This window comes from Paenibacillus hemerocallicola, from assembly GCF_006265175.1.
GTDB lineage: Bacteria > Bacillota > Bacilli > Paenibacillales > NBRC-103111 > Paenibacillus_AB > Paenibacillus_AB hemerocallicola.
This window is the reverse complement of the sequence record NZ_VDCQ01000001.1, coordinates 89,508-112,503: the sequence shown is the minus strand read 5'-3', so window position 1 is coordinate 112,503 and position 22,996 is coordinate 89,508. Positions and strand designations below refer to the sequence as shown.

Genomic DNA, 22,996 nt, shown 5'->3' with positions numbered 1-22,996 from the left:
AGTCATCCATCCGCTCGCCATTTCGCTTTCAGCTCTGCAACGCAAGGCGGCAAGGCAGGCAGGGGTAGGCTCCGATCCCAGTCATAGGCCGCGAGCATCGCCCGGGTCTCTTCGGCATTTGGAATATCCGGGCCGCGTGCTTCCTCTGCCGCCAACTGAGCCAGCGCGCCGGGATGCGGTGGGAACCGGTTATCGGGATTGCGGATATAGGCCAGTAGGTTGTCTTCCGCCAGCTCGAACGGAACATCTTCGAGTGTCTGGCGCCAAAGCTCGACCTTGTAGTCGTCATAGGCAAATACGCCGCCATAGGCATTCTCAATTACCAGAAAAATCTTCCTGATCTCGCTTTCTTTCACGTTCCTCGGCCTCCCTGATTTTCTGAGCTGCGAGTTCGTTCTTGCTTTGCTGCCGGTTCTTCTTCGATTTGGTGCGCGGTCCAAGGGCGACCCCGATCGTCGGCGCGTCGGTGGTTATGGACTCTTCGCCAAGGGTGACCGGGGAGAGTGGCACTCCCTCGGGGAATGGCACCCCATCGGTTATGGCTTTTTGCGCTTCCCAAGCTTCCGCGATAGCTTCGGTGTAGTAGGCAAAGGAACTGATCTTTGCCCCTTTTGCGGTCCGCTCCTTGTGGAGTGTCTTCATGACATGGACGATTAAGGGGACGGGCACCCCCTTGGTGATCGTTTTCGTCATAAGTGTTATATCTGGCGGCTTGACATGAATATCGAGCTTGCCGTGAATCTCGCAATAGGCGCTGAACAAATTTTCGAACGGATCGCTCGTATTAATAGCAGTAGTAGTAGTAATAGTAATGTCTTTATTAGATAGGCCACTTTTGGCACTTCTCTCGGCAGAGATAGGCCATTTTTGTCCCATCTCTTCATCCAGATAGGCCATTTTTGTCCTTTCTCTCGGAGGAGATAGGCCATATTTGGCACTTCTCTCTCCGACCTGTTTTTTATTCTTTGCCACACGGATGATTTCGCCGTATGGAGCGCGGATTGAAGAAATGTACATCTCATCTTTCAACCGCGCCAAGTTTCGTTTTACCGTTCGTTCACTTGAACCTAGTTCATGAGCAATCTGTTCGTGTTTGACAGGAACGCCCCCGAGAACAAGCCCCCACCGTTCCCCGTTATCGTCTACCTCTTCCGTGGTAGTCCGATCAATAAGCCAAAGGAATTCCCATATGGCAGGGCCGATCCGCTCGCGATGCTCGAACAGTCCGTTGGAAACCGGAATGATATGGTTGGTCATAGATGGCCGATCCCCTCCCTGCCCCTATGGTCTATTAGGTGATCGGAATCACTTTAATCGACTTGGTCTGCCGGTGAACAAGGTGAAGGGACCGCGGCAGCCGCTTGCTGACGAGCCAGTTATCCGGATCGGAGCAAACAGAAGCGATCATCGTTTTCTCGCGCCTCGTCGGGCGCTTACCGTTCTTCATATCGCACGCTCCCTCTACAGCTCATCTTCTTCGTCCGCAAACATCTCGTCGAAGCATTTTCCGCAAACTCCTGAAATAATGAGTTCTCTTTGGTCTGCGCTTAAGTAAGGGAAAACATCCTGCGCATGAGCTCCGGCGCGGTACTTGCTTAAATCATTGGGTTCAACCTTTACTTCATTCTGACCCGAGCATACCCGGCAAGTAATATTCAAAGTCTCTAGCATCTATATCGCACGCTCCCGCCTTGTTTTGTCTTGCCAGTCCTTCGGCAGCCCGCAACGGCGAGCTGCTATCTCGTAATGCCGGCGGCCGTGGACGAACGAAACGAATCGATCCGTTTTCCGCTCGTAATACATGCCGTTCAGTGGCGCCTGACCGGCCGGAGAACGCGCACGTTCTGGCTTCTCCGTATCGATGCCGGCGAATAGGTCGAGCTGTTCCACCTTCATGTCAGCGGCCTCCTTGTATCCTCACAAAGCACGTATGGGCGCTGTGTCCGGATCGGCTTGTAATGCGGATAGGACTTTTGTAAATACCGCATAATGGCCTCTCGTCGCTCCTCCGGCGTCGAAAGGTCCCAAATCGCTTGTGCGATCAGGACCTTTGCAGGCTGCTCATCGATCATCGATCTGCCACCCGGACGACCGCGCCGGTTACCTCCTGTATTTCACGGCGGAAGCGCTCGGCGTCGCTGTTGCCGTCGCTCAGGTGGAGCAGCCAAACTTCGCGCAGTGAGCTCATGTCATTTGCCCGCAGGAAGTGTTTGACGTTATCCAAGCCGAAATGGGAGGTAAGCAGCCGGCGCTTCTGAGCCGGGTGAAACTCGCCGGCCGCCACCCTCCGGTTTACGATATCCAATGAATAATTGCACTCGATCATCAAATGTGTGATGCCGCCGAACCGGTATTTGCAATAGTACGTATCCGTCAAAAACACCAGCTTGTCACCGGTCGGATTGGTCAGGAGGAATCCCAACGGCTCCTCCACATCATGCTGGACGTCGAACGGAAGAATCGTCCATGTACCGACATTGAACTGCTTGAGCGCTTCGACGGTCCGCAACCGATGTCCAGAAATCCCGATTGCGGACGCCGTCCCTGCGCTTGTATAAACGGGCACCCCGGCGCGCATGATGTCCATGGCCGCCTTGCTGTGATCGCCGTGCTCGTGGCTGATCAAGCACCCTGCGAGCTGTGTCACCCGAAAGACGAGAGCTCGCTGGATCTCCTTGTACGGCAGTCCGGCCTCGATCAGCAGCGTCGTTCGGCCGTCCGATACCCGATAGGCGTTGCCGGCGCTGCTGCTGGCGATGGAATGGATGTCGATCATTAGAAATCGAGCTCCATTTCGTCAACGCTTGGCTTTGGCTTCTCGGCATCTCCTATATTGGGATTTGCCGGGTTATCTTGCGTAGGCTCAGGCTTCGGCGGAGCTTCTTCCTCCTGGGAAGCAGTTGAAGCAGGCTCGGGCGAAGCGCCGGCCGGGGATACGTCGATAACTTCGCGGTTGGCGTGCTCCGCGATTTCTCGCTTCACTTCCGCGTAAGCCTCGTCCGATGCTTCCTGATAGGTCAGCTCAACAAAAGCATTGCCGAAGTCTTTTGGAACCTTTTTCACAATGTTATTTCGCATTTTGCGAATGATCATCGACTCTCTGCTTTGCGGCTCGGTCCACGCTGGGCTAATGTACTCCTGTAACTCAGGGTCATCCAGCGTACCAAGCCCAAGCGACTTCGCTTTGTTCAGGATTTCGGTCTTCCTAGCAGCAATATTCTTCTTTTGCTCCGCCGTTGCCCTGAAACGGTCCGCACAGACACCGAATGTTTCATTCATCATGTTATTGTTCATGTGGGCAATCAGGTTTCGAATCACGTCATCCCGTTCTGAAATGTGAAATTCGACAGTCCCGTCTACCTTCAAGATGGGGTACACGACCCGAACAACATCGCCCTTACCTTTTGGCGACCATTTGGGGGGCTCTACATCGAATCCTGTATATACAGGGTATGTAAAGTCATCCGCCTCCCTGACAAGCCAGTATTGCCCCACTTTTTTAATGTCACGCCCGAATCGAGCCAGGATCGCATCATTGCCATCGCCTTCAATGCCCATTTCAATTTGCTTTTTCCAAAGCGTAACGTCCTGTCCGTTCTCTTTTCTCTTAACACTGATATTCCGGACCGAAAAGAATACTTCCCGCGGGCTCGCAGCTGCGTTGAGCTTTAACGAAGCGACCTGAATAAGAGTTTGAGTAATATTGCTGCGATCGAGCTGATCGTCATTCCACGAAATCCCCTTATTATCAAGTGCACTATTGATCGAAGAAATGGCATTCAGGACACACGATTTGGAATACTGATCCATCTGGATGCCGTTTCCCGTAAGCTGCCGCTCGATCATCGGGAAATAGTTGTCATTCACCTTTGTAAGAACTGTAGAAAAATCGCTCATTCTTCGTTTGCCTCCTCGTCTTCGTAAACAAAGCGAACCTTCTTGCCGCGGTGTTCTTTCAAAAAAGATTCCAACAGACTGGCGAAATCAGAAGGTCCCAGTAAATCACGTTCCAAAATCGCATCTTCCGGGCACTCACACAGCGGACCTGCGGACATCCATTCCTGTCCGTCGATGAACAGTGTTTCTGTTCGGGCGTCCACATAACGGGCTTGGCCGGTCACAACCTTAACTTCGACAATGTCGCTTTCCCCGTTCATGCAATCACCTCGTTATCCACGACGAGCAGATCGTCTTCACCTGTACCAGCAGCCTCAATGCGCAATTGCTTATTCTGTTTGGTCCACTGCTCTTGTGCCTTCCGAATGCTGCCGTGCAGGGCAATGAGGCTTTCCTGCGCTTCTTGCGGCAGGTTATCAAATGCCGGAGGAACGATCAGCCGGATAACCTGGGCGGCCGTCTCGGCCAGTTGCGTAACAGCCTCAGCGTTATCCACGAAAATCGGGGCCGAAACTCCGTAATGCTGGCTCAGGGTATTGATGATGTCGATACCAACATTAATCCGTGCAGCATTGTTGAGACCCTTGTCGTAAGGGACGCCGTTGTACAACGTCTCGCAGCACTCTTTCAGGCCCCCATTGACCTGTTCCTCGAACAATCTGAATCGGGCAAATCGGAACTTGCTGTCGATCCGTGATTGCAGCAGATTGACCTTGGCACGCGTGAACTCCTCGGTCAGATAAAGCTCGTGCTGCAGCTGCTCGTATTCACCGGCCAACTTGCTCTCCTGCTGTTCCAGCTCCACGATCCGCGCCTGCTGCTTGCGGACCTGCTCGAATTTGGCCTTGTCTGACTCGAACGCGCTAACCTCGCGCTGCAGATCGGCGACAGCCCGCTCAACCCCTGCTGCCGCCTGCTGACCGTTGACGCGCAGATCGGCGATCTCGACCCGGAGACGCTCCGCCTCCTCCTGGAACCGGGCGAACTCCGGATCGCTGGCCGGGTCCTGAATGCCGGCGCGTAGCCGCTCCAGCTCGGCATTCGCCGCGGCCGCCTGAGTCTCCAACGGTTGAAGCTCGGCTTTGGCGTGGTCAATATCTCGGCGGTACCGGTCATTCTCGCCGGCCAGTCGCTCCGCCTCTGCTTTGGCCGCTTGGCCGCGGCGCTGGATCGTCTCCAACTGCTCAGCTTTAGCTCGATTGAATGCCGCGAGCGCCTTGTCTTGGGCCTCCTTGCGCCGCTCCTCCGGGAGAATTTGGCCGCAAGAGGGACAATTGTCGTCCGCAGTGTGAACGTGCTCGGCAGCCTTGGCCGCCGTAAACTCGGACCGAAGCTGCACGCGCTTCTGTTCCAAGTCCTCAATGCTCTGCTGATTGCGGTGAATTCGATGATCGCCGTCATCGATCAAGCGCCGCAGCCGGTCAATGCCCTGATGGAGCTGGGAAACGACATCCCGTTGACTGGCGACCGCAATCAGCGCCGCAGTCTGCAAACGGTTTTTGATCGACAGCTGCTCGGTTTCGATTTCGCGGAGCCGGCGCTCCTTGACTGCGATCTCGCCGCCATCCTTAATGCGGGTAAGCTCTGCATTCCGCTCCGCGATCCGCGTTCGCAGGGACTCGATGTCTTCCTTCAGTAGCTCCTCGCTCAGATCGGCAACGTTCGGCATGGCGCGCTGCGCCTCGCTAATACGAGTGGGGATGTCCTTGATATCGCCGTTGATGCGAGACATGCGGCTCTTTAGATGATCCTTATGCTTCTCCGCGTCTCGCTCCTTCAGCACAGACTCCAACGGAGTGAGCTCAGGCTTGCTGTGCAGCACTTCGGCGTCCGACACGCCGCCGCAAACTTCCAGCAGCAACTTCCGGCGGGCTTTCCAGTCAAAATGCTTGTCGTCGTTGAAATAGGACGGGTTTGTCAGGAGTTTGAATAGATCCTCCGGAATGAGCTCGGCGACCTCGGCGTCATACTCGCCCTTGCTGACCGGCACCTCATCAACGTAATAATCCGTTTCATGACCGGAGAACGTTTCCCGGAGCGCGCCGCGCTTCTTGGTCCACTTCTCGGCGAATACCCGCCGGAAGGTGCGGCGCCGACCGTCGACGAGCAGGACGCCCTCGACCTCATGCTCGAGCCGGTGCTGCCGTACTTTGCCGGACGAGTCGAGCTCCTTAATTTCGAAATTGGTATTGTTGGCGCTATCCTTGCCGAACAGCAACCACGTAAAGCCATCAAAAAGCGTTGTCTTGCCGGTCGCGTTATCGCCGTAAACGTCGAGATTTCCGCCGTTCGCATCTAGTGCGAACTGACGGAAACCCTTGAAATTGCGGAATGTAAGACGATCGAGCAGAATTTTTTTCATGCCGGTACCCGGATCAGGTCCGCTACTGCCCGGAAGGATTTAAGCTGTACGTGCAGCCGTTCCAGCCGGGAAGCAACGTTTTTCAGATTAATCTCTGCATCCGTGAGTGCTTCCCGCTCGTTCGTGGTATACTGGCGCGCTTGAGCAGCGCGAGTTTCAGCGTTTTTGCCATCCAACATATTACCTAGCAGCAGCGAATCCTCTTTTTGCTGCAACACGTCCTTTGCCGTAATCAGCCGGGCGTGAGCCAGCAAAACAGCCTCTTCGGCCTTCTCAATCTCGTTCGGAAGAGCTATCAGACGTTGTACAAGTTCCTGCTTGGTCATAGGTGCCTCCTTGTCGCCCCCATAAATCCGTGCTATTATGGGGGCATCTACATGTTTTGAAGTAGCCCGTTGCCGCGGGCTATTTTGTTTTGGTGCCGTTCTTACACGCGCGGCGGCCAGTTCCATTGCCCCGGCTCATCGCCTAGCTTTACATCACGATTGAAATACATACCTTCCGGATTCAATACACAAAGATGTACAGTTTGCTCGTCGACAACTGCGGTTACGATCGCGGCGCTTGGCTCACTCTTGTGAACACCATCCGCCGATCCGTGCCGCTGATAATGCACGATTCTTCCAACACTCGGAATCATGGGAACCCTCCTTCCCTATGGTTTGATGCGTCAACCGCATCATCCAACGCCCGAAGTCAACGGCCAAGGGGGACGAAGCCTCGTTCGGACGCTGGATGATACGGCCAAGGGCCATATATTTGTCAAAGAACAATGCGGATATCCGCGAGCAACGTCTCACGACGTGGCTTTCGGCCGGTCTCCCTCCGGACTCGTCAGGCGGTTAAATACCAGCCTCCCGGGCTAGTTGTTGGATCGCCCGCCGGCTGAACAACTTGCCACCGTAACTTATCAGGTCCTCTGTATCACCGGTAATTATGCAACCCGGTTGATATTTCCGGAGAACGATCCGGTCACCATCCACGAAGATTTCCAAAGCATCCTTTTCCTCAATTCCGAGCGTCTTCCGCAGCTCCATCGGAATAACGACCCGGCCCAATCCGTCCATTTGACGTACTATTCCAGTTGCTTTCATGCTCCTTCTCCCCCTTTGTTCAGGTCGTCCCACTCGCGCCGGCTGACGTTCAGGATGTTCCAACCAAGCGACTCCATTTCCGTCGACCGGTCATAGCTTTCAACGTCCTGAGCGGCCCGGGTTACTGCGCTGCTGAGTCCAAAGAGGGAAAGGTCCCCGCCTTTGATGAGGTGCTGGAGCACGTTGTCCGACTCACCTTGGTTCAGGCTCCATTTTTTGGCCGATAATTCAACGACGTCCTGCAGCCGTCCGGAAATCTCGGCCTCGGTCGCCTCCTTCATTTTGTCGACGACAAGTTTGAATTTCGCCTCATCGACGGCCGCCCGCACGGTGTCTTGAATCTTGAGCATGAAGGCCCGATCGTCCGACTGTAGCGTCTCGTCGCGGAACAACTCGTAATCGTCGGTCGTGTTCTGGCGCCCAACGTGGTACCGGCGCTGGCCGAGATCGTTGACGACCATTCCGTTCAGGCAAACGAGCCGGAAAACAAGTGGCTGAACGCTGACCGAGCCGTGGCCTACTTCCGAATTGCTTATCAAAATGCCGGCTTGCACGATGTCGCCCTTCCGGACCTCTGCTTCTAATCGTGGGTTGACGACTTTCAAGTACATACGGCTATCGGTCAGCTCGGAGCTTTCGATCCGCGCCCCCTTCATTTCGCCGATGATCGGCAGGACTGCCATAGCAATCTCATGGTTGTCGATCCGGCGGTACCGGTCCGAAAGGAAAGCACGCGCCGTGCCGTCCAGCGTCCGGACCATCCGACGGGTCGGTTGCTTGTGCAGCCATGCGTTAACGTTAGCCGTAAGCAGGTCGGGGTACTCCGTCCGCATACGGTCGTAATATTTTGCGGGAATGTTAAGGTGGGTGCCGATTTGCCGATGTGCTATATCATTGAGGCTAAACCGGTCAATGTTGGTATGAGCTCCGTCGGCGCGGACGATGTCGAGGTTTGGCTCGCGGCCATCGATCGCCATGCGGATTTTGCTAGTATCCGAAATAAAGTCGCGCTTTACATTGTTTTGGCGTTCCAGTTCTGCCGCCATTTGCTGCAACGTTTTTCCAGCTTTCATAGTCCAATGTCCCCCTTGCCCGTTTTCCGCCACTGCGGTATACTGGGTGTAATGATATTTGCTTGCTTTTCGATTAGCCGCCCCGCCAGGCGGCTTTTCTCATTTTCTGATTCTATCCGCGCTAGCAGTTCCGCCTCGAGCTGGGCGATCTCCCCTTCAAGCCAATCGCGCGCAGCTGGCAGAACATCGGAATCAAACCATTCCGGACGATAAGCCGTTGCCAAGACCATGCTATCCAGTAATTCGATCCTGCGATTCGTTTCGGCTATTGCACAAAGTTCTAGCATGTTGTGCCTCCTTTCTACCAAACCGAGCACTCGTTGAGAGTCATAATCTCCGTTTCGATCAGCACCATCATGGCCGGGCGCATTTGATAGCGCCGAAGCTCCTTTTGTACCAAAAGCTTGCCTTTTTCTGTACATTCGTACCCGCTATCGCCGAGGACCATCAGGCCGTCCTCAATCAGTTGACGCCGGCAGCTCGCCAGCAATTCTACCTGAAAATCCATTTGTTCAGGTCGCAACGCGTTCACCCCCTCCCGCGTAAGTCCCGTTCGATACGCTCTGCACCGCTACCAGCGCGGCATGCAGGCGGTCATCCGAATGGTCCACCGCCCGAAACTGCTCAACTGTTTTGTATTCCCCGGCGTCGTCAATCTTCCGGAAGATCGCCACATCCACCCCGCAGCCACTTTGTGCGGACACGCTTACGATGAATGGAGCCCGCAATGGAATGCTGACCGCCATATGAATCAATTTCGCAATGCCGTTCATTCGGTTGATCTCCTACCTTCCTGCAGAGCCTCGATCCGGGCGCATATTTCGTGTTGCCATTCGGCGTCGCCAACATATGAAGCTTGAAGCGACAACTCGCAAAGGTCTTCCAGCTGCTCAACCAGTCGGGCATTCGCCCGCATGCAGTGTTGTAGGTCTTGCTGATCTCGATCGGGCAGCTTGTCATAGCCACCCAGCTTGTTGGCCGTGACGTGTATTTCCATTAAACGGCGATGTATGGGATGGACTCGAATCATGCGATCATCCCCTGTCCATTAAACTTCCTTGCTGGATTGGCTTGCGGCGATTAGACTCGCTTCATACTCGAGCAGCCACTCCCGGCGAATGCGGTGCTCCTGACCTTCACGATAACTTCTGATCCTTCCAGACCATACACGACGTCGAATCGTCATCACGCTGTACTGCAAGTACTCTGCGGCATCTTTAAGCGTTAGGACTAGAGGCAGTTGGTCCACGGCTCTAGGAATAGCCTGATCATTTTGGACTAGAATCTGTTGCTCCATGATGATAATTCCTCCTCCCATCCAGCTTGCAAAGGGTACCGCCCGACCCTGTCAGGCGGTGTGTTCATTGATTTCGAATAAGTATTCCACCGAGCAATTAGGGAAAAAATGAGTTTTAATCTTTAACGCTTCGTCGATAGTAAATCTCGATTTCCCTTTTGTTTTGTCGATGACTGTTGCATAACGTACACCTAGGAATTTGGAAATATCTCCTTTTGTTATGCGTTTCCTTGCCATCTCTGCCTCAAGATTAGGAAACATCGCCCGACCTCCATTAAGTGTTCAATTGCGTATCGTAATTTGATAATATGCTCAATTGCGTACTTTGTCAACCCAATTCAATACAAAAAGTGCGATATTGAATATTTACTTTTGAATGTGATGGTATTATACTGGAAACAGAAGTACGGAATTCCGTATATTCCAAGGAGGATTATTTGTGAAAAGGGCCGAGATATTAAAGCAATTAATCGATAAAACTGGATTAAATACAAAAGCTTTTGCTGAAAAAGCTGGACTCCCATATACGACACTTCGTTCCATGTTAATGAGGGGGGTAGGAGGGGCATCTGTTGTAAATGTAATTAAAGTTTGCAAAGCACTGGGGATAACTGTTGAACAATTAGAAGAGATGGCTTCGACCGATAATTACGATATCAAAACCATTGCAGCCCATCACGATGGAGAAGATTGGACAGAGGAAGAACTGGAGGCAATTGAGAAGTTTAAAAAGTTTGTTCGTTCTGAACGCAATAAGGGGTGATTTTATTTGTATGAAAAATTGCTTTCACTTGCGGATCACTTCGGATTGAAGGTTGTGGAGGATACACTACCCCTTCGATTAAAAGGTTTATACGCGGACGGTGTTGCATGTATTAATCGAAAAATACCCTACGTCGCCAAGGGTTGCACGCTGGCTGAGGAAATCGGACATCATCATACCAGTTTCGGGAACATCTTAGATAAGACAAGCCTTAGCAGCCGTAAACAGGAACAACGAGCTAGACGGTACGGACATCAGATATTGATTCCTTTAAATCGCTTTATCGATGCTGGACAAGCTAGGGTAGAGGGACGTCATGATGTTGCGGAGTGGTTAGGAATAACAGAGGAGTTTTTACAAGAATCAATCGACTACTACCAACAAAAATTTGGGTTGTATGTTGTTGTAGAGGAACATTTAATCCATTTCGATCCCCTTTACGTTACAAAGGCTAGTTGCTGGCTCGGTACACACTACATGAGATTCGGATAAATTATTATTAAATACTCTCCGCGCTTTCCAGCCGTGAGGCTGTTTATCATACAAACAAATCGAACGTACGTTCGCGATTCGAGGTGAGGAAATGGTACAAAAGAAGGAGAAAAAGAAAAGTCTCCCGCCAGGCGTTAGGGAGCGAAATGGTCGATATACTTATCGGTACAGCGTCGAAGTCATTAAAGACGGCAAGCGGGATCGCAAACAAAAAGAGACCGAATCATACCCAACCGCCCTTGAAGCGTACAATGCCGGTATACTCATCAAAGCAGACCAGCTCAAGGGGAAATTGATCGACGAGAAGAACATCACACTCGGACAATGGAAAGAACGCTGGTTGGAAGATTACGTGACGGAACGCGATCCACGTCCAACAACCATCAGGAACCGTACAACAGCTTTGAATTCATTTTCAAAGCATGTGGGGGAACATACCAGAGTAAAGGACATTGACGTGAACGATTATCAAAAGTGGCTGAATAAACTTAAAAAAGAAGGCCGGAAAAAAGGCACGATTAAAGAGTATCATACTAGCGTTCAACTATCATTAGCTGATGCTGTGCGCAAAAAGGTTATTGCTGAAAGCCCAGCTGCGAGTGCAATCGTCCCTGCCTTCAAACAAACGCTAGAACAAATCGAAACTGGAGAACTCGATTTGCCCAAGTACCTTGAAAAGAAAGAATTAAAGCACTTGCTCAGTGTAGTCCGTTTTCGTGGGCGTCCTCAAGAATATGAAATTTTCACTATATTGGCATACACCGGATTACGTATAAGTGAGTTACTGGCGCTCAAAGTCACGGATTTTTATGAAAAAGATCGCTATATCTCTATTACCAAAACACTCACAGTAATTACCAGCGTTAAAAAATATGTACTAGGTCCACCTAAAAACAAAACGTCAATTCGAAAAGTTACCATTGGTGAAACAGTAATAAAGGCGATCAAATCGCAACTAGCATGGAGGGATCAAAAGATCAAGGATGGTGTATTACAACATGACGCAGACTTTCTCTTTTGGAGCTACGATTTCCCCGGCTACCCTGCCAGTAAAACGTACCTTGAAGATCGCTTCAATGAATTGCTAAAGATTGCTGAATTACCCGAAGCACTCACGCCCCATAGCCTCAGACACACTCACGTAACCCTGCTGGCCGAAGCACGCGAAGAATTAGTAGTTATTCAGGAACGATTAGGGCACAAAAATGACGATATTACGAAACGCGTCTACCTTCATGTAACTCAAAAGCAACGAGAATTGGTACCTGATCGTTTTGAAAAAGTCATGCGCACTTAGAGTCGTGGGTAACTCGTGGGTATTTCACTTTAATAAGAGCCGAATCTTTTTGTCATATAAGCACTTTCTATTTTTATTGAAATTTCCGGAAGAAATGCCAGACGACTCCCTTCACTTGGGTGCTTTGCCGCATCAGCTCTACGTCCTTGACAATTTGCGACTCGATATCTTTCGACTTGGACGTATAGCCGAGCTTCACTTCGTGCATGAGTCCGTCTGCATCGAGCGCATCCAGCTGCCTCTGCCTATCGTTCGGCGTCGACACCGTCACCTTGCTTCCGCCCGTAACGCCTCGTACATATTCGGCCGCCTCTTCCGCCCTTCCGAATACGAGCTTCTGGTGCTTCGGCTGCTCTGCCGTCACGACTTGCTCCGCAGCCGGCTTCGCTATCAAATCCTTTATGCGCACGACGAACGTTCGCACGAAATCGACATTGCGTATAAGCTCGACCGGCTCGGTTACGACCGACCGCACCTCCGCCCCCATGCGGGTACCTGCCCATTGCTCGGATAGGAACGGCAAAATACCGATTTGCCCTAGCCGTACGGTCACTTCCCGGTCAATGAGTCCGTGGCGGTACGTCAGCTCGCCGTCCAGCTTGTCCGACAGCTCGTTTGCAGCCTTCAGCAGCTTCGCTTCCGGTCCATCCCCCCTTTCCGAAGACGAACCGACACCAACCGGCAATTGTACTTTCCTCAAGCCGAAGTCGCTACCGAACGAAAACATCCCGCTCATGCCGTCGCTCCCGGTACGCCAATACAAACCGTCGTTTTGTCCGGGCAGCACATTCCCCGTCACCCAATCTTTGCCGCTGTTGTCCCACGTAAAGGCGGACCGCTCGGCTGCCGTCGCCGCCGTGTGATATAGGCTGGCCTGCTCGTACACGAACAAGCTGAAGAACACGATAGAGACGAGCGCGACAATAATGGTCGGATAGATTAGGCTGGATTCGAGCGTGTAGCTCCCCGTATCCGAACGGATAAATCGGATAGCGCCGCTTCTACTCGAAGCGATCACTCGCCATACGGACGTCAGACCGGGAAAATGGGTCATGGTCTGGTGCAGGAATCGGGTGCAGCCAAGCAATCCTTTGTCCCCGTACTGCCAAGCTCCTCGTTCGCTTCCCCGAACAGTTTTTTAATGAAAGACAAAATCCATTTGCGGAACGCTACCGCGACGATGACCAGAACGGCGACGATAAGCAGCAGCTCCAGCGTGCCGATTCCATCCTCTTCTTTCCAAAATTGCAATAGCCGTTGTTTGTACTGTCCCATCCCAATTCCTCCTAATCGACTGTTAATCCATGAGCATGACGGCCGGTGCCGCGACGATGATCATTACCGCGAACAAGATGAGCAGCATCGGGAAAATAAGCTTCGCCGACGCCTCCTCGCCGAGAATGCGCGTCATCGCCTTCCGTTTCTCCCACAAGTCGCGGTTGAGCGAACGGAGCGACATGACGAACAGCTCCCCGCCGCGACGGTAGTTCATCAATACTGTCGTCGTAAATACCGATACTTCCGCGACCAGGCATCGTTTGCTGAGCTTCTCCATGGCGATCGGGAACGACTCGTTGTTGCGCAGCCGATTCGCCAGCATAACGAATTCCGCCGCGAGCGGTCCTCCGTCTCCCTTCGACGCGTACATGTCCGCGCATCGCATAATCGCTCCCTGCACCGTCTCCCCGGCATTTATGAGCAGCGTCAGCTTGTTCAGCAATTCAGGCAGCTCCATCACGAGCTTCCTTTTCTTGTCGGCTATTTGCCCCTCAAGCCGTTTCATCATGAGAAACGGAGTAAAACCGGCCAATGCCAGCAGCGCAACCATGACGTAAACGTCGCCCCGTGTCGCTATGCCGCACAGGATCAACCCGATAGCGCAAAGGATCATGACGGACACCATATCGGCCGAAAACCGTTTCGTATGGCGCATGTCCGCATCTTCGCCATGCAGGGCGATCATTTTCTGGTACACGTTCCATCGGCTGGAGGCGAGCCGCTCCACGAGCTTTGTCTTCGCCGCGATCGTCGCGGACAGCGGTGCCATATATCGGAGCAAGTCCATTCGTTCACGCCCCAATGTCCATGATTTTGTGAGCCAGCCATTGGCTCGCGCCTAACAGGACGAGAGATACGGACATGACAAGATGTCCGAGCCCCCCGTATAGCGGCTCCATATAGTCCGGGGAGCTGAAGGCCAGGAAAGCGACGATAATAAACGGTATGAATCCGAGCGCTCTCGCCTCGAACCGTTTTTGCGCAACCATGACGGAAATGTCCTGCTCGATTTCCATCTTCTCGCCGATCAGATTCGTCGTACGCCGCATCACCTCCACCAGATCGCCTCCCGTCCGTTTGCACGCCGCGAATGCGTCCGCGAACTGCAGCACATCTTCGAGCCCGCTCCTGCGGCCGAAATCGAGCAGCGATTTCTCGATCGGCTCTCCGTTTTCCGTACGCCTGTTCAGGCGTTCCAGCTCGCGGATCATATCGGTCGAATTGTCGGGATACAGCAGCCGCAAATCGTTTGCCGCTTCGCGAAACGAGTTCTCCACCGATCTCCCTGCCGATAATGCCGATGATAGCGAATACAACGCGTGCTTGAACTGCCGCCTCAGCTCCTCCTTGCGCCTGCGCACCAGCTGTTTGCGCCTTAGCTGCGGATAATACAACGCGCAAAGCGATATGCCGATACAAATCGCAACGTTTTTGTAAAATAAAAATCCGATGGCAAACAGCAACGAACCTGCAAGGAGATAAGCGGTCGCCGTCTCCGCGCTTGTCATGGAATAATGGTTGTAATTCCCGATTTCGGCAGCCCGGATATCGGCAGGCATTCGTTTATCCGGCATTTGTTCACCTCCTTCTATCCCGTCTACAGCTCCATTCCGGCCAGCCTCAGCTTATGATCGCCATTTAGCCGGTTTCCTGTCGGTTCAAGCCCGCCGATCACCTTTCCCGCTTCGTCTTCGCCTCGTTCCACGAACGCATACAACGGATTCAAGCGGATTTCCCCATTCTCGATTCCCGCTAACTCGGTAATTTCCGTCACTCTTCTGCTGCGGTCGCGGAATCGCGATAAATGAATCATCACATCGAGCGCAGAGTCGATCTGTTTGCGAACGACCTCTACCGGAAGCGCGGCACCGCTCAGCACCATCGTTTCCAGCCGGCTCAGCATGTCGGACACCGAATTGGCGTGGCCGGTCGACAACGAGCCGTCATGCCCCGTATTCATCGCCTGCAGCATATCGAACGCTTCGGCTCCCCGCACTTCGCCGACGATGACCCGGTTCGGCCTCATGCGAAGCGAGGCGCGGATCAAATCGCGGATCGAAATCGCTCCTTTCCCTTCCGTGTTGGCGTTCCGCGTCTCCAGTCGGACCCAGTTCGGCACGCCGCGGATTTGCAGCTCCGCGGAATCTTCGATCGTAACGATTCTTTCATCGGGAGGAACGTATGCGCATAGCGCGTTCAGGAAAGTCGTCTTGCCGGAGCCGGTTCCTCCTCCGATGAACAGGTTGTACTTGGCCCGGACGAGCTTGGCCAAAAAAGCCGCGGCCGTCTCGTCGATAGCGCCCCGCGCGACGAGGTTTTCCATCATGAGCGGACTCGCCGGAAATTTGCGGATTGTCATGGCCGGTCCTTTCAAGGCGACGGGAGGCAGCACGACATTGACCCGCGATCCGTCCGGAAGACGGGCATCCACGATCGGAGTCGACTCGTTGACTACCCGGTTTACTTTGGCGACGATCGTCTGAATGACGTCCTCGAGCTTTTCGGCCGTTTCGAATTTCCCTTCAAAGCGCTCGATGCGTCCGTCCAGCTCGATAAAGATTTCATCGTGCGCGTTTATCATCACCTCCGTAATCGAAGGATCGTCGATTAACGGCTGAAGCACGTCCAAGCCGCGAAACGAATTGAATATCGCTTTGACGATGTCTCTTCGTTCCTTAGCCGTAATATATCGCTCGCCGGAATAACGAAACACCGTATCCTCGATCGCGTGAATGAAGCTTTCGTCCGAGTGCGAGCCGGATAAATCGATCCTGTCACGGATACGTTCGCGCAGCAATTTTGTTATCGCTTCGATAGTCGCCGGGTCCGCCTCCTCTGCCAACGCGAACGTCGCTCGCCAGCTTGGCGATACCGGCATAGAACAGCGGCTCCGGCGTCGTTCTATTCGCGCCGTGAGCATGCTTCCAGCCAGGCACATACGGAAGCTTGGCCGAAATCGGCGCGGCGCGGTGATCGGACATCCCATCAGTCGACAAAGCGTTCCCGGCGTAACCCGTATGCTTGTTCATTACAAAACGAATACGCTGCACGTCGGGAGAGCCTCCTTTTCCTTGCCATTGGTCCAGTTGAGCAAGAAATCTAAACGTCCTTGCCGACGATTCCCCGTCTTCCGTCACGATCCATAAAATCTCATCGCTTCCGGTTAATGCCGCAATCGCGCGATCGTGTATTGTGGCATCGAGATCGAATACGATCACATCATATCGGCCGGTCCGCTTTACATATTCGACAAGCTTTAAGACGTCGTCACGGGTCAAGTCGAGAGCCTCCTTCGCCTTGACGAAACCGGAGAAATAATCGAAACCGTACGGCTCCGCGCGAGACAGTATACCGGGCAAGCAGTCACCGATCCAAGGCGCGTTCGCTCGCAGACCGTATACGAATCGTGCCGTCAACTCGGCGTCGGCTTCCTTCGGCATGTAAGTGCCCGGAACAAGCTCCATATTCCAATACAAGCACCGATCCCCGTTCTCCGCGAACGCCCGGGCCAGTTGAATCGATACCGTCGTCTTGCCTACGCCCCCCGACGCCGAGAAGACCGAATAGACGGCTGCAGCGTCCTTATCGGTATTGCTGCCCGACGTAGCGGACAATTGTCTGTATAGCTCGAACAATTTACCGAGAAGCTGATGCAGCGGCTGATATTTGTAAATACCCGTCACGGCTGCCGGGTCGGCCGCTTCCTGCTTCGTCTCGTATAATCGGATCCGGCACCCTCCGGCATGCTCTCCGAAATCGAAATCCGGATGAGCCAAATAGAGCTGCGCCGACTGCGATCGAACGTGCTCCCGAAGCGTTTCCGGCTTCGTTACTTGCCTGACGGACAGCCTCTTGCTCCATTCCGTCTCGCGGATGTAATCCGCCAATAGCGCCATATAGCCCGTATCCCGGTCCGCTATGACCAAATTAAGCTTCTCCGACACCTCTTTCTCCCCCTTCCCTTCGGATAGATCGCTGTTGAGCGAAGCCCACTCTATGTAACGAATTCGTGCTCAATATCCGGTCCAGCTCCATATCCCTGCGGCAATCAGCGCAATGCCGGCTACAGCGCCGCCAACGGCAATGGCGACCATTTGTTTGCGCGAAATCGCGGATCCCTCCTTTTGGACAGCAAAAAGCACCGCAAACGACGGTATAAAATACCGTAGCTTGCGGTGCTTCCGCATGTGCAAATTGTAATTTATCCTGATTATACCATACAATTCCATACGATCAAGAGCGAACCGAAAAAAACTTTCCGAGCCAACCGATGCCGAGTCGACCGCCCCCCGAGTCTCGCAAAGGAACGAGCGTCTGTCCGATCCACGTTGCCAACGCTTTATGAAGCATAGGCTTGACGCTAGGCTGCTGCTGAACGGGCTCGCCTTTCCAGGAGGAGCGGACGATTTCTTCGTATGCGACGTTCGGGATCGTTGCCGAAGGTTTGACCGGGAAAGAATGAAGCCATTCTTTGCTGCCCTTGAACGAAACCGATTTATTGGCGATAAAATGGACTTCTCCGCCCTCTTCGCGCCGTTTCATCAATGCCGAGGCATAATTCCCGGTAAGAGGCAGCATCCATCGCGACGGATTCGGGTCCGCGACGGCCACGATCACGTCGGCTTCATCGAGGAGCTCCGATACGTCGGGCTCCAGCCAATGCTCGCCTACGTCTATAATCGTCACGGCCGCATTGATCCGGTAAAGCCGCTGCTCCAAGTTGACCGACGAAACGGCTCCCGCCTGAATCGGGTGAATCACGATCCACTCCGTTCGTCCATTCCTCCATGGCGAGCCCCCGTCATCGGGTCTGCTCGACCAATAATCGTAGTTTGGCGGAGCGTTCCGCTCTCCATCGAGCATGCCGTACAGCTCCGGGCGAACGCGAGGATGCTCTACGACAGCGTTTGCAATGCCCGCATCGCCCAATAAACTGGCTATCGTGACGGCCGTAAACGTCGCTCCCGCTCCCGCATACAGACCTCCGACAACGATCCGCATACGCCTGATCTCATGCGTCGGGACTAGTCCCTCGGCGGCGGAAGAGCTCGCCCTCGCTTTATCCGATTCCAGGCATTGCTCCAGTACGGCTCGAGCAACGGCTGCCGATTGCGGCCTCCGTTCCGGCACATCGTCGAGCAAGCGGGCTACCAGATCCGCCAGCATCGACTCCCGCGCGCCTCCGGTCAATTCTAGGAGCTCCCTCCGGGCATGGAACGTTCGTCCTTCGCTCAATAAATAATACAGGGTAGCGCCAAGCGAATACAAATCGGATCTCATGTCGGAGTATCCGCGCTCCAGCAGCTCGGGCGCCGCGAAGCCGATCGTCCCGAGCGGAACCGTATCGGCATGACGGTCCGCCGTCTGCTTCCTGGCTATTCCGAAGTCGATCAGCCGAACATGGTCCCGGGTATCGATCATAATGTTGGAGGGCTTGATATCGCGAAAAATAATCGGCCCCGATTCCATTTCGTGCATGTATTCCAGCAGCTCGCACAGCTGTATGCTGTAACGGATCAATGCCGGAACAGGCAAAGGCCCGTCATTTCGCTCGAACAGCTGCTGAAGCGTTACGCCGTCGATATATTCCATTACCAAATGGCTGAAGCCCTCTTCGTCGGGCGGGAAAAAATCGACGACATGCGGCAAATACGGATGGCTGAGCTTCATGAGCACCGCGGCCTCGCGAGCGGCCGAAAGCTCGGATATGCCATACTCGCGCGTCCGCTTGACGGCCCATTTCTTGCCTGGAAGCTTCGTATCCTCGGCCAAAAATACGGTGCTCATCCCGCCTTCCCCGAGCGGTCGGACGATCCGGTAACGCCCACCGAATACTGTGCCGGAAATGCGGACGAGATCGGGCGCCTCGTCAAAAAAACGGTTCATCGTTCCCCCCCTTTCTAACGGGTTTACAGCCCATTATAACGGATGAAGATGTACCGTTCCACCATTTTTTCCGCACTATGGAAATTATTTAACCTAACTCCGTCCGGATTATTTCCTGCGAATACCGGCTATGACAGCTTTACGATCTGCCCGCCGTCCACAACGAGACAATGCCCGGTCATATAACGTGACTCGTCGCTTGCGAGAAATAGCGCTGCATCGGCGATTTCTTCCGGTTGACCGACTCTGCCCATCGGAATAGAGCGCAAATAGTGTTCAATGGCGGGAGCATCGTCGATGACCGGCTTCGTTAGACGGGTTTCGATAAATCCCGGACATAAGGCGTTAATCCGGATGCCGAGCGGAGCAAGCTCCAGGGCAATCGTCATCGCCAACAAGTTCATACCGCCCTTGGAAGCGTTATAATGCGCCAAATTTGCCTCTGCCGCCAATCCATTGACGCTGGACATGAAAATGATCGAGCCTTGCAGCTTCCGCTTGGCCATTTCTTGGCAAACCCTCTGAGAAACTAGAAACGTCCCCCGCAAATTAACGTTCATATGGCGATCCCAATGCTCCAGCGGCATTTCAAGAAACGGTACGGGCGCATTGATTCCGGCATTATGCACAAGCACATCGATTCGGCCCCACTTATGCAGCACTCCGTCTATCAATGCGTTAACCTGATCGACATGCTGCACATCGGATTCGAACGCCAGCACTTCACCGCTTTGGTCCCGAATTATGGCCGCCGTTTCATCGAGGGCGGCTTTCCCGCGTCCGCTTATCGCCACCATTGCGCCCTCCCGGGCAAACCGGATGGCGATCGCCCGGCCGATGCCGAGCGATCCTCCGGTTACGAGCGCGATTTTCCCCGCCAGCCTCATGTCGGGATGACGACCTTTTGTCCCGTTCTAGCCGACTCGTCGATCGCAAAACTTACTTCCATCGATTTGTAACCTTCGAAAAAGTCGCAGCGCGTCGTCGTGTTCGTATGAATCGCATTCATAAAGTCGGACATCTCTTTGGCGAACGGATGGTGCGAAACGTCCCCGCTATCCGGCAATATGGTCGGGACAGTGGCATAGTCCAGTTGCCCCGGAAGCTTATGGGTATAAATTTTATTGTCCATAATGGTGCCTTTCTCTCCGAGCAAATGGACGTTGAACCGGTAAGGCGTTTTGCATTCGATCGATGCCGACACTTTGCCGAGGCCGCCGTTTTTCAGTTTAAAGATGGCGATCGAATTCGGATCGAACTCGTAATCGGAATGAGCCCACGTACGGCAGCTGTAAGCCATTACTTCCGTAATGTCCCCGGCAAAGTGGCGAACGGCGTCGACGGCATGACAGCCGGCGGATAGAATGCTGCTTCCTCCAAGCTCCTTCGTTTTGCTCCAGCCGTACTGTCCGTAATGAGGGCCGATATGATGCCAATAATCGATTTGAGCCATATAGACGCGGCCAAGCGCATCGTCGTCGATGAGCGCCTTCGTCGATTCGAACATCGGATTCCAGCGAAGCACGAAGCTGACGACCGTTTTCACCGGATTTTTCGAAATGGCGTCGGCCATCAGCTCCAGCCCTTCGCGGTTCATCGTCATCGGCTTTTCGATGACGATATGTTTGCCGTTTACCGCGGCAAGCGCCGCTTGCTCCGCACGGATGCCCGGGGTGGAGCAAAGCACGACGGCGTCTACATTGGAATCTTTAACCGCCTCATCATAGGAGGCGTATACGCGGGCTTCGATCCCCAAGCCGTCCAATTTTAACTGTGCGCGATCCGTGTCGCTGGAGACGATTCCATACACTTCCGCATCGTTGCGAGCATGAATCGCTTTCAAATATTCTCCTGCAACCCAGCCGGTGCCGACAATCGCAAATTTGACAGTCATCCTTCATATCTCCTTATAGTCGGATTCGTTCTATTATCCCGGACGCTTATACCGGGAAACGGACAGCGTTCGGACGAGTCCACGCCATATGCTGGATAAATCCTTCGGCATATGTGCATCCCGCTTGTATGCCGCGAAACTTGCTCAACGTTTCCATCATATCCAGAACATCTACGTTGTCATGCTCTTTCAGCCAGACGAGCTGACTTTGATGCTGCTTGAGCATTTCCGTCTTCGTGACGAACGAATCGGTAATATCGACATACAACGTCGGCTGAAAATCGATCCCCGACAAATTATCCATATAAAACAACGACGGCACTTTGGCGACGTTCGGAAAAAGTTTCGAGGCGTCCGGAAGAGTCGCCAAAAACGTCGTGTCGAAGACGAGACGGCTGACCGCCACATGATCGGGCATATAGTCATTCGGTGTATGCGTAATGACGAGATCGGGTTGTACTCTGCACATCAGATCGATAAAAATTGCCCGGTTATCGTCGTTATCCGCCCAAATATTTCCGTCTCTCATCCCAAGCGAGATCACTTCGCTTCCGATAATCGCTCCCGACTGCAACGCCTCGCGCTTTCGGATCGGAATCAGTTCTTCAGGGGGAATTCGATAATGCCCTTTGTCCCCGTCGCTCGCATGGCAAATCGTTACTTCATGTCCCGCTAGCACGAGTTTGGCCAACGTGCCGGCACAAGAAATCTCGATATCGTCCGGATGCGCGCCTATCGCCAACACCTTCAATGCCCATCTCTCCTTGACGAGAATTCGCTTTAAACTTCGTTCCATACTCGTTTCGCGTAGTCGAATCCTTGCTTCGTGGCGCTGAGGCATTCTTCCACGCCTTCGAATTCGATCGATACATACCCGTCGTAACCGGAGCTCTTGATCAAACGGATGATTTCGCGAACGTTAATATCGCCTTGACCGAGAATCGATCCGCGCAGCCGGTTGCCTCCGACGGTTTTCAACCAGCCTGGGCTTTTTTCACCCGGATCCCTGTCGGGAGTGCGAATGTAAAAATCTTTAAGATGAATCATCGACGCCAAGCTCACATTGTTCCTGACCCCGGCAATCGGATCCTCGTCGACGCATAAAAAGTTGCCGGTATCGAGCGTCGTACGATAATTGTCGCGGTCTACGGCATGGATCAGACTTTGTACCCGTTCGCTCGCCTGAACGTAATACCCGTGGTTTTCTACACTCGTCGTTATGCCAAACTGCGACGCATAGTCGGCAATGATCCGACAAGCTTCGGCGAGCTTCGGCAAATCCCGGTTAAAGTTCAAGATCGAAGTATCTGAAATCGGTCTCGATGCGACGTCGTGGCGCATCCTTTTGGCACCCAGCCGATTCGTAATATCGACATGCTCTTTCACGAGCTCGATCGCTCGTTCGTAACCGGCTTCGTCAGCCGTAATAAAATTGGCCGGTACGCAATAGTTGGACACCTCGATGCCGACCTGCCGCGCTTTGCTGCGAATCGACTCCGCCATCTCGGGCTGCTCCAAAAAATCGAATCCGACAGGCACGATTTCAACGTGCTCCCCGCCGACCTCGGCGATCCACTCGATTACATCCAACGGGGTCATTTGTTTGGCGACGATCGCTTGGCGCAAACAATGCAAACCGATTCCGAGCTTCATAGTCCTTTCT

The 22,996-nt window shown here is 53.4% G+C and carries 33 protein-coding genes; 3 read left to right on the top strand and 30 right to left on the bottom strand.

Going from position 1 to position 22,996, the window contains the following annotated elements; genetic code table 11:
* Positions 1-2: 2 nt before the first annotated feature.
* From FE784_RS00625 to FE784_RS00545, 19 genes are all read right to left on the bottom strand, one after another.
* A complete protein-coding gene (locus FE784_RS00625; protein WP_176705862.1) occupies positions 3-356 on the bottom strand; it encodes a replicative helicase loader/inhibitor in 354 nt (117 codons plus the stop codon).
* A complete protein-coding gene (locus FE784_RS40595) occupies positions 316-1,257 on the bottom strand; it encodes a helix-turn-helix domain-containing protein (protein ID WP_176705861.1) in 942 nt (313 codons plus the stop codon). Before FE784_RS40595 ends, FE784_RS00625 begins: the two co-directional genes overlap by 41 nt.
* 34 nt (positions 1,258-1,291) lie before the next feature.
* The gene (locus tag FE784_RS40590) at positions 1,292-1,447 is read right to left on the bottom strand and encodes a DUF6906 family protein (protein WP_176705860.1); all 156 of its coding nucleotides are present in this window, start codon (positions 1,445-1,447) and stop codon (positions 1,292-1,294) included.
* Positions 1,448-1,461: 14 nt separating this feature from the next.
* The gene (locus FE784_RS00620; RefSeq protein WP_139600178.1) at positions 1,462-1,671 is read right to left on the bottom strand and encodes a hypothetical protein; all 210 of its coding nucleotides are present in this window, start codon (positions 1,669-1,671) and stop codon (positions 1,462-1,464) included.
* On the bottom strand, positions 1,672-1,896 hold the full coding sequence (locus tag FE784_RS00615; protein ID WP_246131833.1) for a hypothetical protein: 225 nt from the start codon (positions 1,894-1,896) through the stop codon (positions 1,672-1,674).
* A 172-nt stretch (positions 1,897-2,068) separates the two neighbouring features.
* A complete protein-coding gene (locus tag FE784_RS00610; protein WP_139600177.1) occupies positions 2,069-2,776 on the bottom strand; it encodes an MBL fold metallo-hydrolase in 708 nt (235 codons plus the stop codon).
* Complete coding sequence (locus FE784_RS00605; RefSeq protein ID WP_176705859.1) at positions 2,776-3,897, bottom strand: hypothetical protein; 1,122 nt, start codon at positions 3,895-3,897, stop codon at positions 2,776-2,778. The genes FE784_RS00610 and FE784_RS00605 overlap by 1 nt, the downstream gene beginning before the upstream one ends.
* Positions 3,894-4,157 carry a hypothetical protein gene (locus FE784_RS00600; RefSeq protein WP_139600176.1) on the bottom strand — a complete coding sequence of 88 codons (264 nt, stop codon included), beginning with the start codon at positions 4,155-4,157 and terminating at the stop codon, positions 3,894-3,896. Before FE784_RS00600 ends, FE784_RS00605 begins: the two co-directional genes overlap by 4 nt.
* The gene (locus FE784_RS00595; protein ID WP_139600175.1) at positions 4,154-6,259 is read right to left on the bottom strand and encodes an ATP-binding protein; all 2,106 of its coding nucleotides are present in this window, start codon (positions 6,257-6,259) and stop codon (positions 4,154-4,156) included. The genes FE784_RS00600 and FE784_RS00595 overlap by 4 nt, the downstream gene beginning before the upstream one ends.
* Positions 6,256-6,585 (bottom strand): hypothetical protein, encoded by a 330-nt coding sequence (locus tag FE784_RS00590; protein WP_139600174.1) that lies wholly within the window; start codon positions 6,583-6,585, stop codon positions 6,256-6,258. Before FE784_RS00590 ends, FE784_RS00595 begins: the two co-directional genes overlap by 4 nt.
* A 101-nt stretch (positions 6,586-6,686) precedes the next feature.
* Entirely contained in the window at positions 6,687-6,899 is a 213-nt protein-coding gene (locus FE784_RS00585; protein ID WP_139600173.1) for a hypothetical protein, read from the bottom strand.
* A 202-nt stretch (positions 6,900-7,101) separates the two neighbouring features.
* Positions 7,102-7,353, bottom strand: a complete 252-nt coding sequence (locus FE784_RS00580; RefSeq protein ID WP_139600172.1) for an AbrB/MazE/SpoVT family DNA-binding domain-containing protein — start codon at positions 7,351-7,353, stop codon at positions 7,102-7,104.
* On the bottom strand, positions 7,350-8,426 hold the full coding sequence (locus tag FE784_RS00575; RefSeq protein WP_139600171.1) for a DUF932 domain-containing protein: 1,077 nt from the start codon (positions 8,424-8,426) through the stop codon (positions 7,350-7,352). Before FE784_RS00575 ends, FE784_RS00580 begins: the two co-directional genes overlap by 4 nt.
* Entirely contained in the window at positions 8,423-8,713 is a 291-nt protein-coding gene (locus FE784_RS00570) for a hypothetical protein (protein ID WP_139600170.1), read from the bottom strand. Before FE784_RS00570 ends, FE784_RS00575 begins: the two co-directional genes overlap by 4 nt.
* Before the next feature lie 14 nt (positions 8,714-8,727).
* Positions 8,728-8,949, bottom strand: coding sequence for an ABC transporter ATP-binding protein (locus FE784_RS00565; RefSeq protein WP_139600169.1), 222 nt, complete (start codon positions 8,947-8,949; stop codon positions 8,728-8,730).
* On the bottom strand, positions 8,939-9,199 hold the full coding sequence (locus FE784_RS00560; protein WP_139600168.1) for a hypothetical protein: 261 nt from the start codon (positions 9,197-9,199) through the stop codon (positions 8,939-8,941). Before FE784_RS00560 ends, FE784_RS00565 begins: the two co-directional genes overlap by 11 nt.
* Complete coding sequence (locus FE784_RS00555; RefSeq protein WP_139600167.1) at positions 9,196-9,456, bottom strand: DUF7667 family protein; 261 nt, start codon at positions 9,454-9,456, stop codon at positions 9,196-9,198. The genes FE784_RS00560 and FE784_RS00555 overlap by 4 nt, the downstream gene beginning before the upstream one ends.
* 18 nt (positions 9,457-9,474) lie before the next feature.
* The gene (locus FE784_RS00550; RefSeq protein WP_139600166.1) at positions 9,475-9,723 is read right to left on the bottom strand and encodes a helix-turn-helix domain-containing protein; all 249 of its coding nucleotides are present in this window, start codon (positions 9,721-9,723) and stop codon (positions 9,475-9,477) included.
* Positions 9,724-9,774: 51 nt separating this feature from the next.
* The gene (locus FE784_RS00545; RefSeq protein ID WP_139600165.1) at positions 9,775-9,984 is read right to left on the bottom strand and encodes an XRE family transcriptional regulator; all 210 of its coding nucleotides are present in this window, start codon (positions 9,982-9,984) and stop codon (positions 9,775-9,777) included.
* 178 nt (positions 9,985-10,162) lie between these two features.
* Here FE784_RS00545 and FE784_RS00540 point away from each other — a divergent pair, with 178 nt between their 5' ends.
* From FE784_RS00540 to FE784_RS00530, 3 genes are all read left to right on the top strand, one after another.
* Entirely contained in the window at positions 10,163-10,486 is a 324-nt protein-coding gene (locus FE784_RS00540) for a helix-turn-helix domain-containing protein (protein ID WP_139600164.1), read from the top strand.
* A 6-nt stretch (positions 10,487-10,492) separates the two neighbouring features.
* Positions 10,493-10,978 carry an ImmA/IrrE family metallo-endopeptidase gene (locus tag FE784_RS00535; protein ID WP_139600163.1) on the top strand — a complete coding sequence of 162 codons (486 nt, stop codon included), beginning with the start codon at positions 10,493-10,495 and terminating at the stop codon, positions 10,976-10,978.
* Between the two features lie 91 nt (positions 10,979-11,069).
* Positions 11,070-12,275 carry a tyrosine-type recombinase/integrase gene (locus tag FE784_RS00530; protein WP_139600162.1) on the top strand — a complete coding sequence of 402 codons (1,206 nt, stop codon included), beginning with the start codon at positions 11,070-11,072 and terminating at the stop codon, positions 12,273-12,275.
* A gap of 73 nt (positions 12,276-12,348) precedes the next feature.
* On the opposite strand, the gene FE784_RS00525 is transcribed toward FE784_RS00530, so the two are convergent.
* The 11 genes from FE784_RS00525 to FE784_RS00475 all read right to left on the bottom strand — a co-directional run bounded on the left by FE784_RS00525 (position 12,349) and on the right by FE784_RS00475 (position 22,986).
* Entirely contained in the window at positions 12,349-13,362 is a 1,014-nt protein-coding gene (locus FE784_RS00525) for a hypothetical protein (protein ID WP_139600161.1), read from the bottom strand.
* Positions 13,326-13,550, bottom strand: coding sequence for a Flp1 family type IVb pilin (locus FE784_RS00520; RefSeq protein ID WP_139600160.1), 225 nt, complete (start codon positions 13,548-13,550; stop codon positions 13,326-13,328). The genes FE784_RS00525 and FE784_RS00520 overlap by 37 nt, the downstream gene beginning before the upstream one ends.
* A gap of 22 nt (positions 13,551-13,572) precedes the next feature.
* The gene (locus FE784_RS00515; RefSeq protein ID WP_139600159.1) at positions 13,573-14,340 is read right to left on the bottom strand and encodes a type II secretion system F family protein; all 768 of its coding nucleotides are present in this window, start codon (positions 14,338-14,340) and stop codon (positions 13,573-13,575) included.
* Between the two features lie 4 nt (positions 14,341-14,344).
* The gene (locus FE784_RS00510; RefSeq protein ID WP_139600158.1) at positions 14,345-15,127 is read right to left on the bottom strand and encodes a type II secretion system F family protein; all 783 of its coding nucleotides are present in this window, start codon (positions 15,125-15,127) and stop codon (positions 14,345-14,347) included.
* A gap of 23 nt (positions 15,128-15,150) precedes the next feature.
* Positions 15,151-16,431, bottom strand: coding sequence for a TadA family conjugal transfer-associated ATPase (locus tag FE784_RS00505; protein WP_139600157.1), 1,281 nt, complete (start codon positions 16,429-16,431; stop codon positions 15,151-15,153).
* The gene (locus FE784_RS00500) at positions 16,328-17,497 is read right to left on the bottom strand and encodes a nucleotide-binding protein (protein ID WP_139600156.1); all 1,170 of its coding nucleotides are present in this window, start codon (positions 17,495-17,497) and stop codon (positions 16,328-16,330) included. Before FE784_RS00500 ends, FE784_RS00505 begins: the two co-directional genes overlap by 104 nt.
* 289 nt (positions 17,498-17,786) lie before the next feature.
* Positions 17,787-19,439 carry a serine/threonine-protein kinase gene (locus FE784_RS00495; protein WP_139600155.1) on the bottom strand — a complete coding sequence of 551 codons (1,653 nt, stop codon included), beginning with the start codon at positions 19,437-19,439 and terminating at the stop codon, positions 17,787-17,789.
* A 128-nt stretch (positions 19,440-19,567) separates the two neighbouring features.
* Complete coding sequence (locus FE784_RS00490; RefSeq protein WP_139600154.1) at positions 19,568-20,326, bottom strand: SDR family NAD(P)-dependent oxidoreductase; 759 nt, start codon at positions 20,324-20,326, stop codon at positions 19,568-19,570.
* Positions 20,323-21,333 (bottom strand): Gfo/Idh/MocA family protein, encoded by a 1,011-nt coding sequence (locus FE784_RS00485; RefSeq protein ID WP_139600153.1) that lies wholly within the window; start codon positions 21,331-21,333, stop codon positions 20,323-20,325. Before FE784_RS00485 ends, FE784_RS00490 begins: the two co-directional genes overlap by 4 nt.
* Positions 21,334-21,379: 46 nt before the next feature.
* On the bottom strand, positions 21,380-22,078 hold the full coding sequence (locus FE784_RS00480) for a PIG-L deacetylase family protein (RefSeq protein WP_246131854.1): 699 nt from the start codon (positions 22,076-22,078) through the stop codon (positions 21,380-21,382).
* A 35-nt stretch (positions 22,079-22,113) separates the two neighbouring features.
* Positions 22,114-22,986, bottom strand: a complete 873-nt coding sequence (locus FE784_RS00475) for a sugar phosphate isomerase/epimerase family protein (RefSeq protein ID WP_139600151.1) — start codon at positions 22,984-22,986, stop codon at positions 22,114-22,116.
* Positions 22,987-22,996 lie beyond the last annotated feature (10 nt).

Coding starts and splice junctions, on each gene's coding strand:
- FE784_RS40595 (WP_176705861.1), bottom strand. CDS start 1,257: ATGACCAACCATATCATTCCGGTTTCCAACGGACTGTTCGAGCATCGC.
- FE784_RS40590 (WP_176705860.1), bottom strand. CDS start 1,447: ATGAAGAACGGTAAGCGCCCGACGAGGCGCGAGAAAACGATGATCGCT.
- FE784_RS00620 (WP_139600178.1), bottom strand. CDS start 1,671: ATGCTAGAGACTTTGAATATTACTTGCCGGGTATGCTCGGGTCAGAAT.
- FE784_RS00615 (WP_246131833.1), bottom strand. CDS start 1,896: ATGAAGGTGGAACAGCTCGACCTATTCGCCGGCATCGATACGGAGAAG.
- FE784_RS00610 (WP_139600177.1), bottom strand. CDS start 2,776: ATGATCGACATCCATTCCATCGCCAGCAGCAGCGCCGGCAACGCCTAT.
- FE784_RS00605 (WP_176705859.1), bottom strand. CDS start 3,897: ATGAGCGATTTTTCTACAGTTCTTACAAAGGTGAATGACAACTATTTC.
- FE784_RS00600 (WP_139600176.1), bottom strand. CDS start 4,157: ATGAACGGGGAAAGCGACATTGTCGAAGTTAAGGTTGTGACCGGCCAA.
- FE784_RS00595 (WP_139600175.1), bottom strand. CDS start 6,259: ATGAAAAAAATTCTGCTCGATCGTCTTACATTCCGCAATTTCAAGGGT.
- FE784_RS00590 (WP_139600174.1), bottom strand. CDS start 6,585: ATGACCAAGCAGGAACTTGTACAACGTCTGATAGCTCTTCCGAACGAG.
- FE784_RS00585 (WP_139600173.1), bottom strand. CDS start 6,899: ATGATTCCGAGTGTTGGAAGAATCGTGCATTATCAGCGGCACGGATCG.
- FE784_RS00580 (WP_139600172.1), bottom strand. CDS start 7,353: ATGAAAGCAACTGGAATAGTACGTCAAATGGACGGATTGGGCCGGGTC.
- FE784_RS00575 (WP_139600171.1), bottom strand. CDS start 8,426: ATGAAAGCTGGAAAAACGTTGCAGCAAATGGCGGCAGAACTGGAACGC.
- FE784_RS00570 (WP_139600170.1), bottom strand. CDS start 8,713: ATGCTAGAACTTTGTGCAATAGCCGAAACGAATCGCAGGATCGAATTA.
- FE784_RS00560 (WP_139600168.1), bottom strand. CDS start 9,199: ATGAACGGCATTGCGAAATTGATTCATATGGCGGTCAGCATTCCATTG.
- FE784_RS00555 (WP_139600167.1), bottom strand. CDS start 9,456: ATGATTCGAGTCCATCCCATACATCGCCGTTTAATGGAAATACACGTC.
- FE784_RS00550 (WP_139600166.1), bottom strand. CDS start 9,723: ATGGAGCAACAGATTCTAGTCCAAAATGATCAGGCTATTCCTAGAGCC.
- FE784_RS00545 (WP_139600165.1), bottom strand. CDS start 9,984: ATGTTTCCTAATCTTGAGGCAGAGATGGCAAGGAAACGCATAACAAAA.
- FE784_RS00530 (WP_139600162.1), top strand. CDS start 11,070: ATGGTACAAAAGAAGGAGAAAAAGAAAAGTCTCCCGCCAGGCGTTAGG.
- FE784_RS00520 (WP_139600160.1), bottom strand. CDS start 13,550: ATGGGACAGTACAAACAACGGCTATTGCAATTTTGGAAAGAAGAGGAT.
- FE784_RS00515 (WP_139600159.1), bottom strand. CDS start 14,340: ATGGACTTGCTCCGATATATGGCACCGCTGTCCGCGACGATCGCGGCG.
- FE784_RS00510 (WP_139600158.1), bottom strand. CDS start 15,127: ATGCCGGATAAACGAATGCCTGCCGATATCCGGGCTGCCGAAATCGGG.
- FE784_RS00505 (WP_139600157.1), bottom strand. CDS start 16,431: ATGCCGGTATCGCCAAGCTGGCGAGCGACGTTCGCGTTGGCAGAGGAG.
- FE784_RS00495 (WP_139600155.1), bottom strand. CDS start 19,439: ATGAACCGTTTTTTTGACGAGGCGCCCGATCTCGTCCGCATTTCCGGC.
- FE784_RS00490 (WP_139600154.1), bottom strand. CDS start 20,326: ATGAGGCTGGCGGGGAAAATCGCGCTCGTAACCGGAGGATCGCTCGGC.
- FE784_RS00485 (WP_139600153.1), bottom strand. CDS start 21,333: ATGACTGTCAAATTTGCGATTGTCGGCACCGGCTGGGTTGCAGGAGAA.
- FE784_RS00475 (WP_139600151.1), bottom strand. CDS start 22,986: ATGAAGCTCGGAATCGGTTTGCATTGTTTGCGCCAAGCGATCGTCGCC.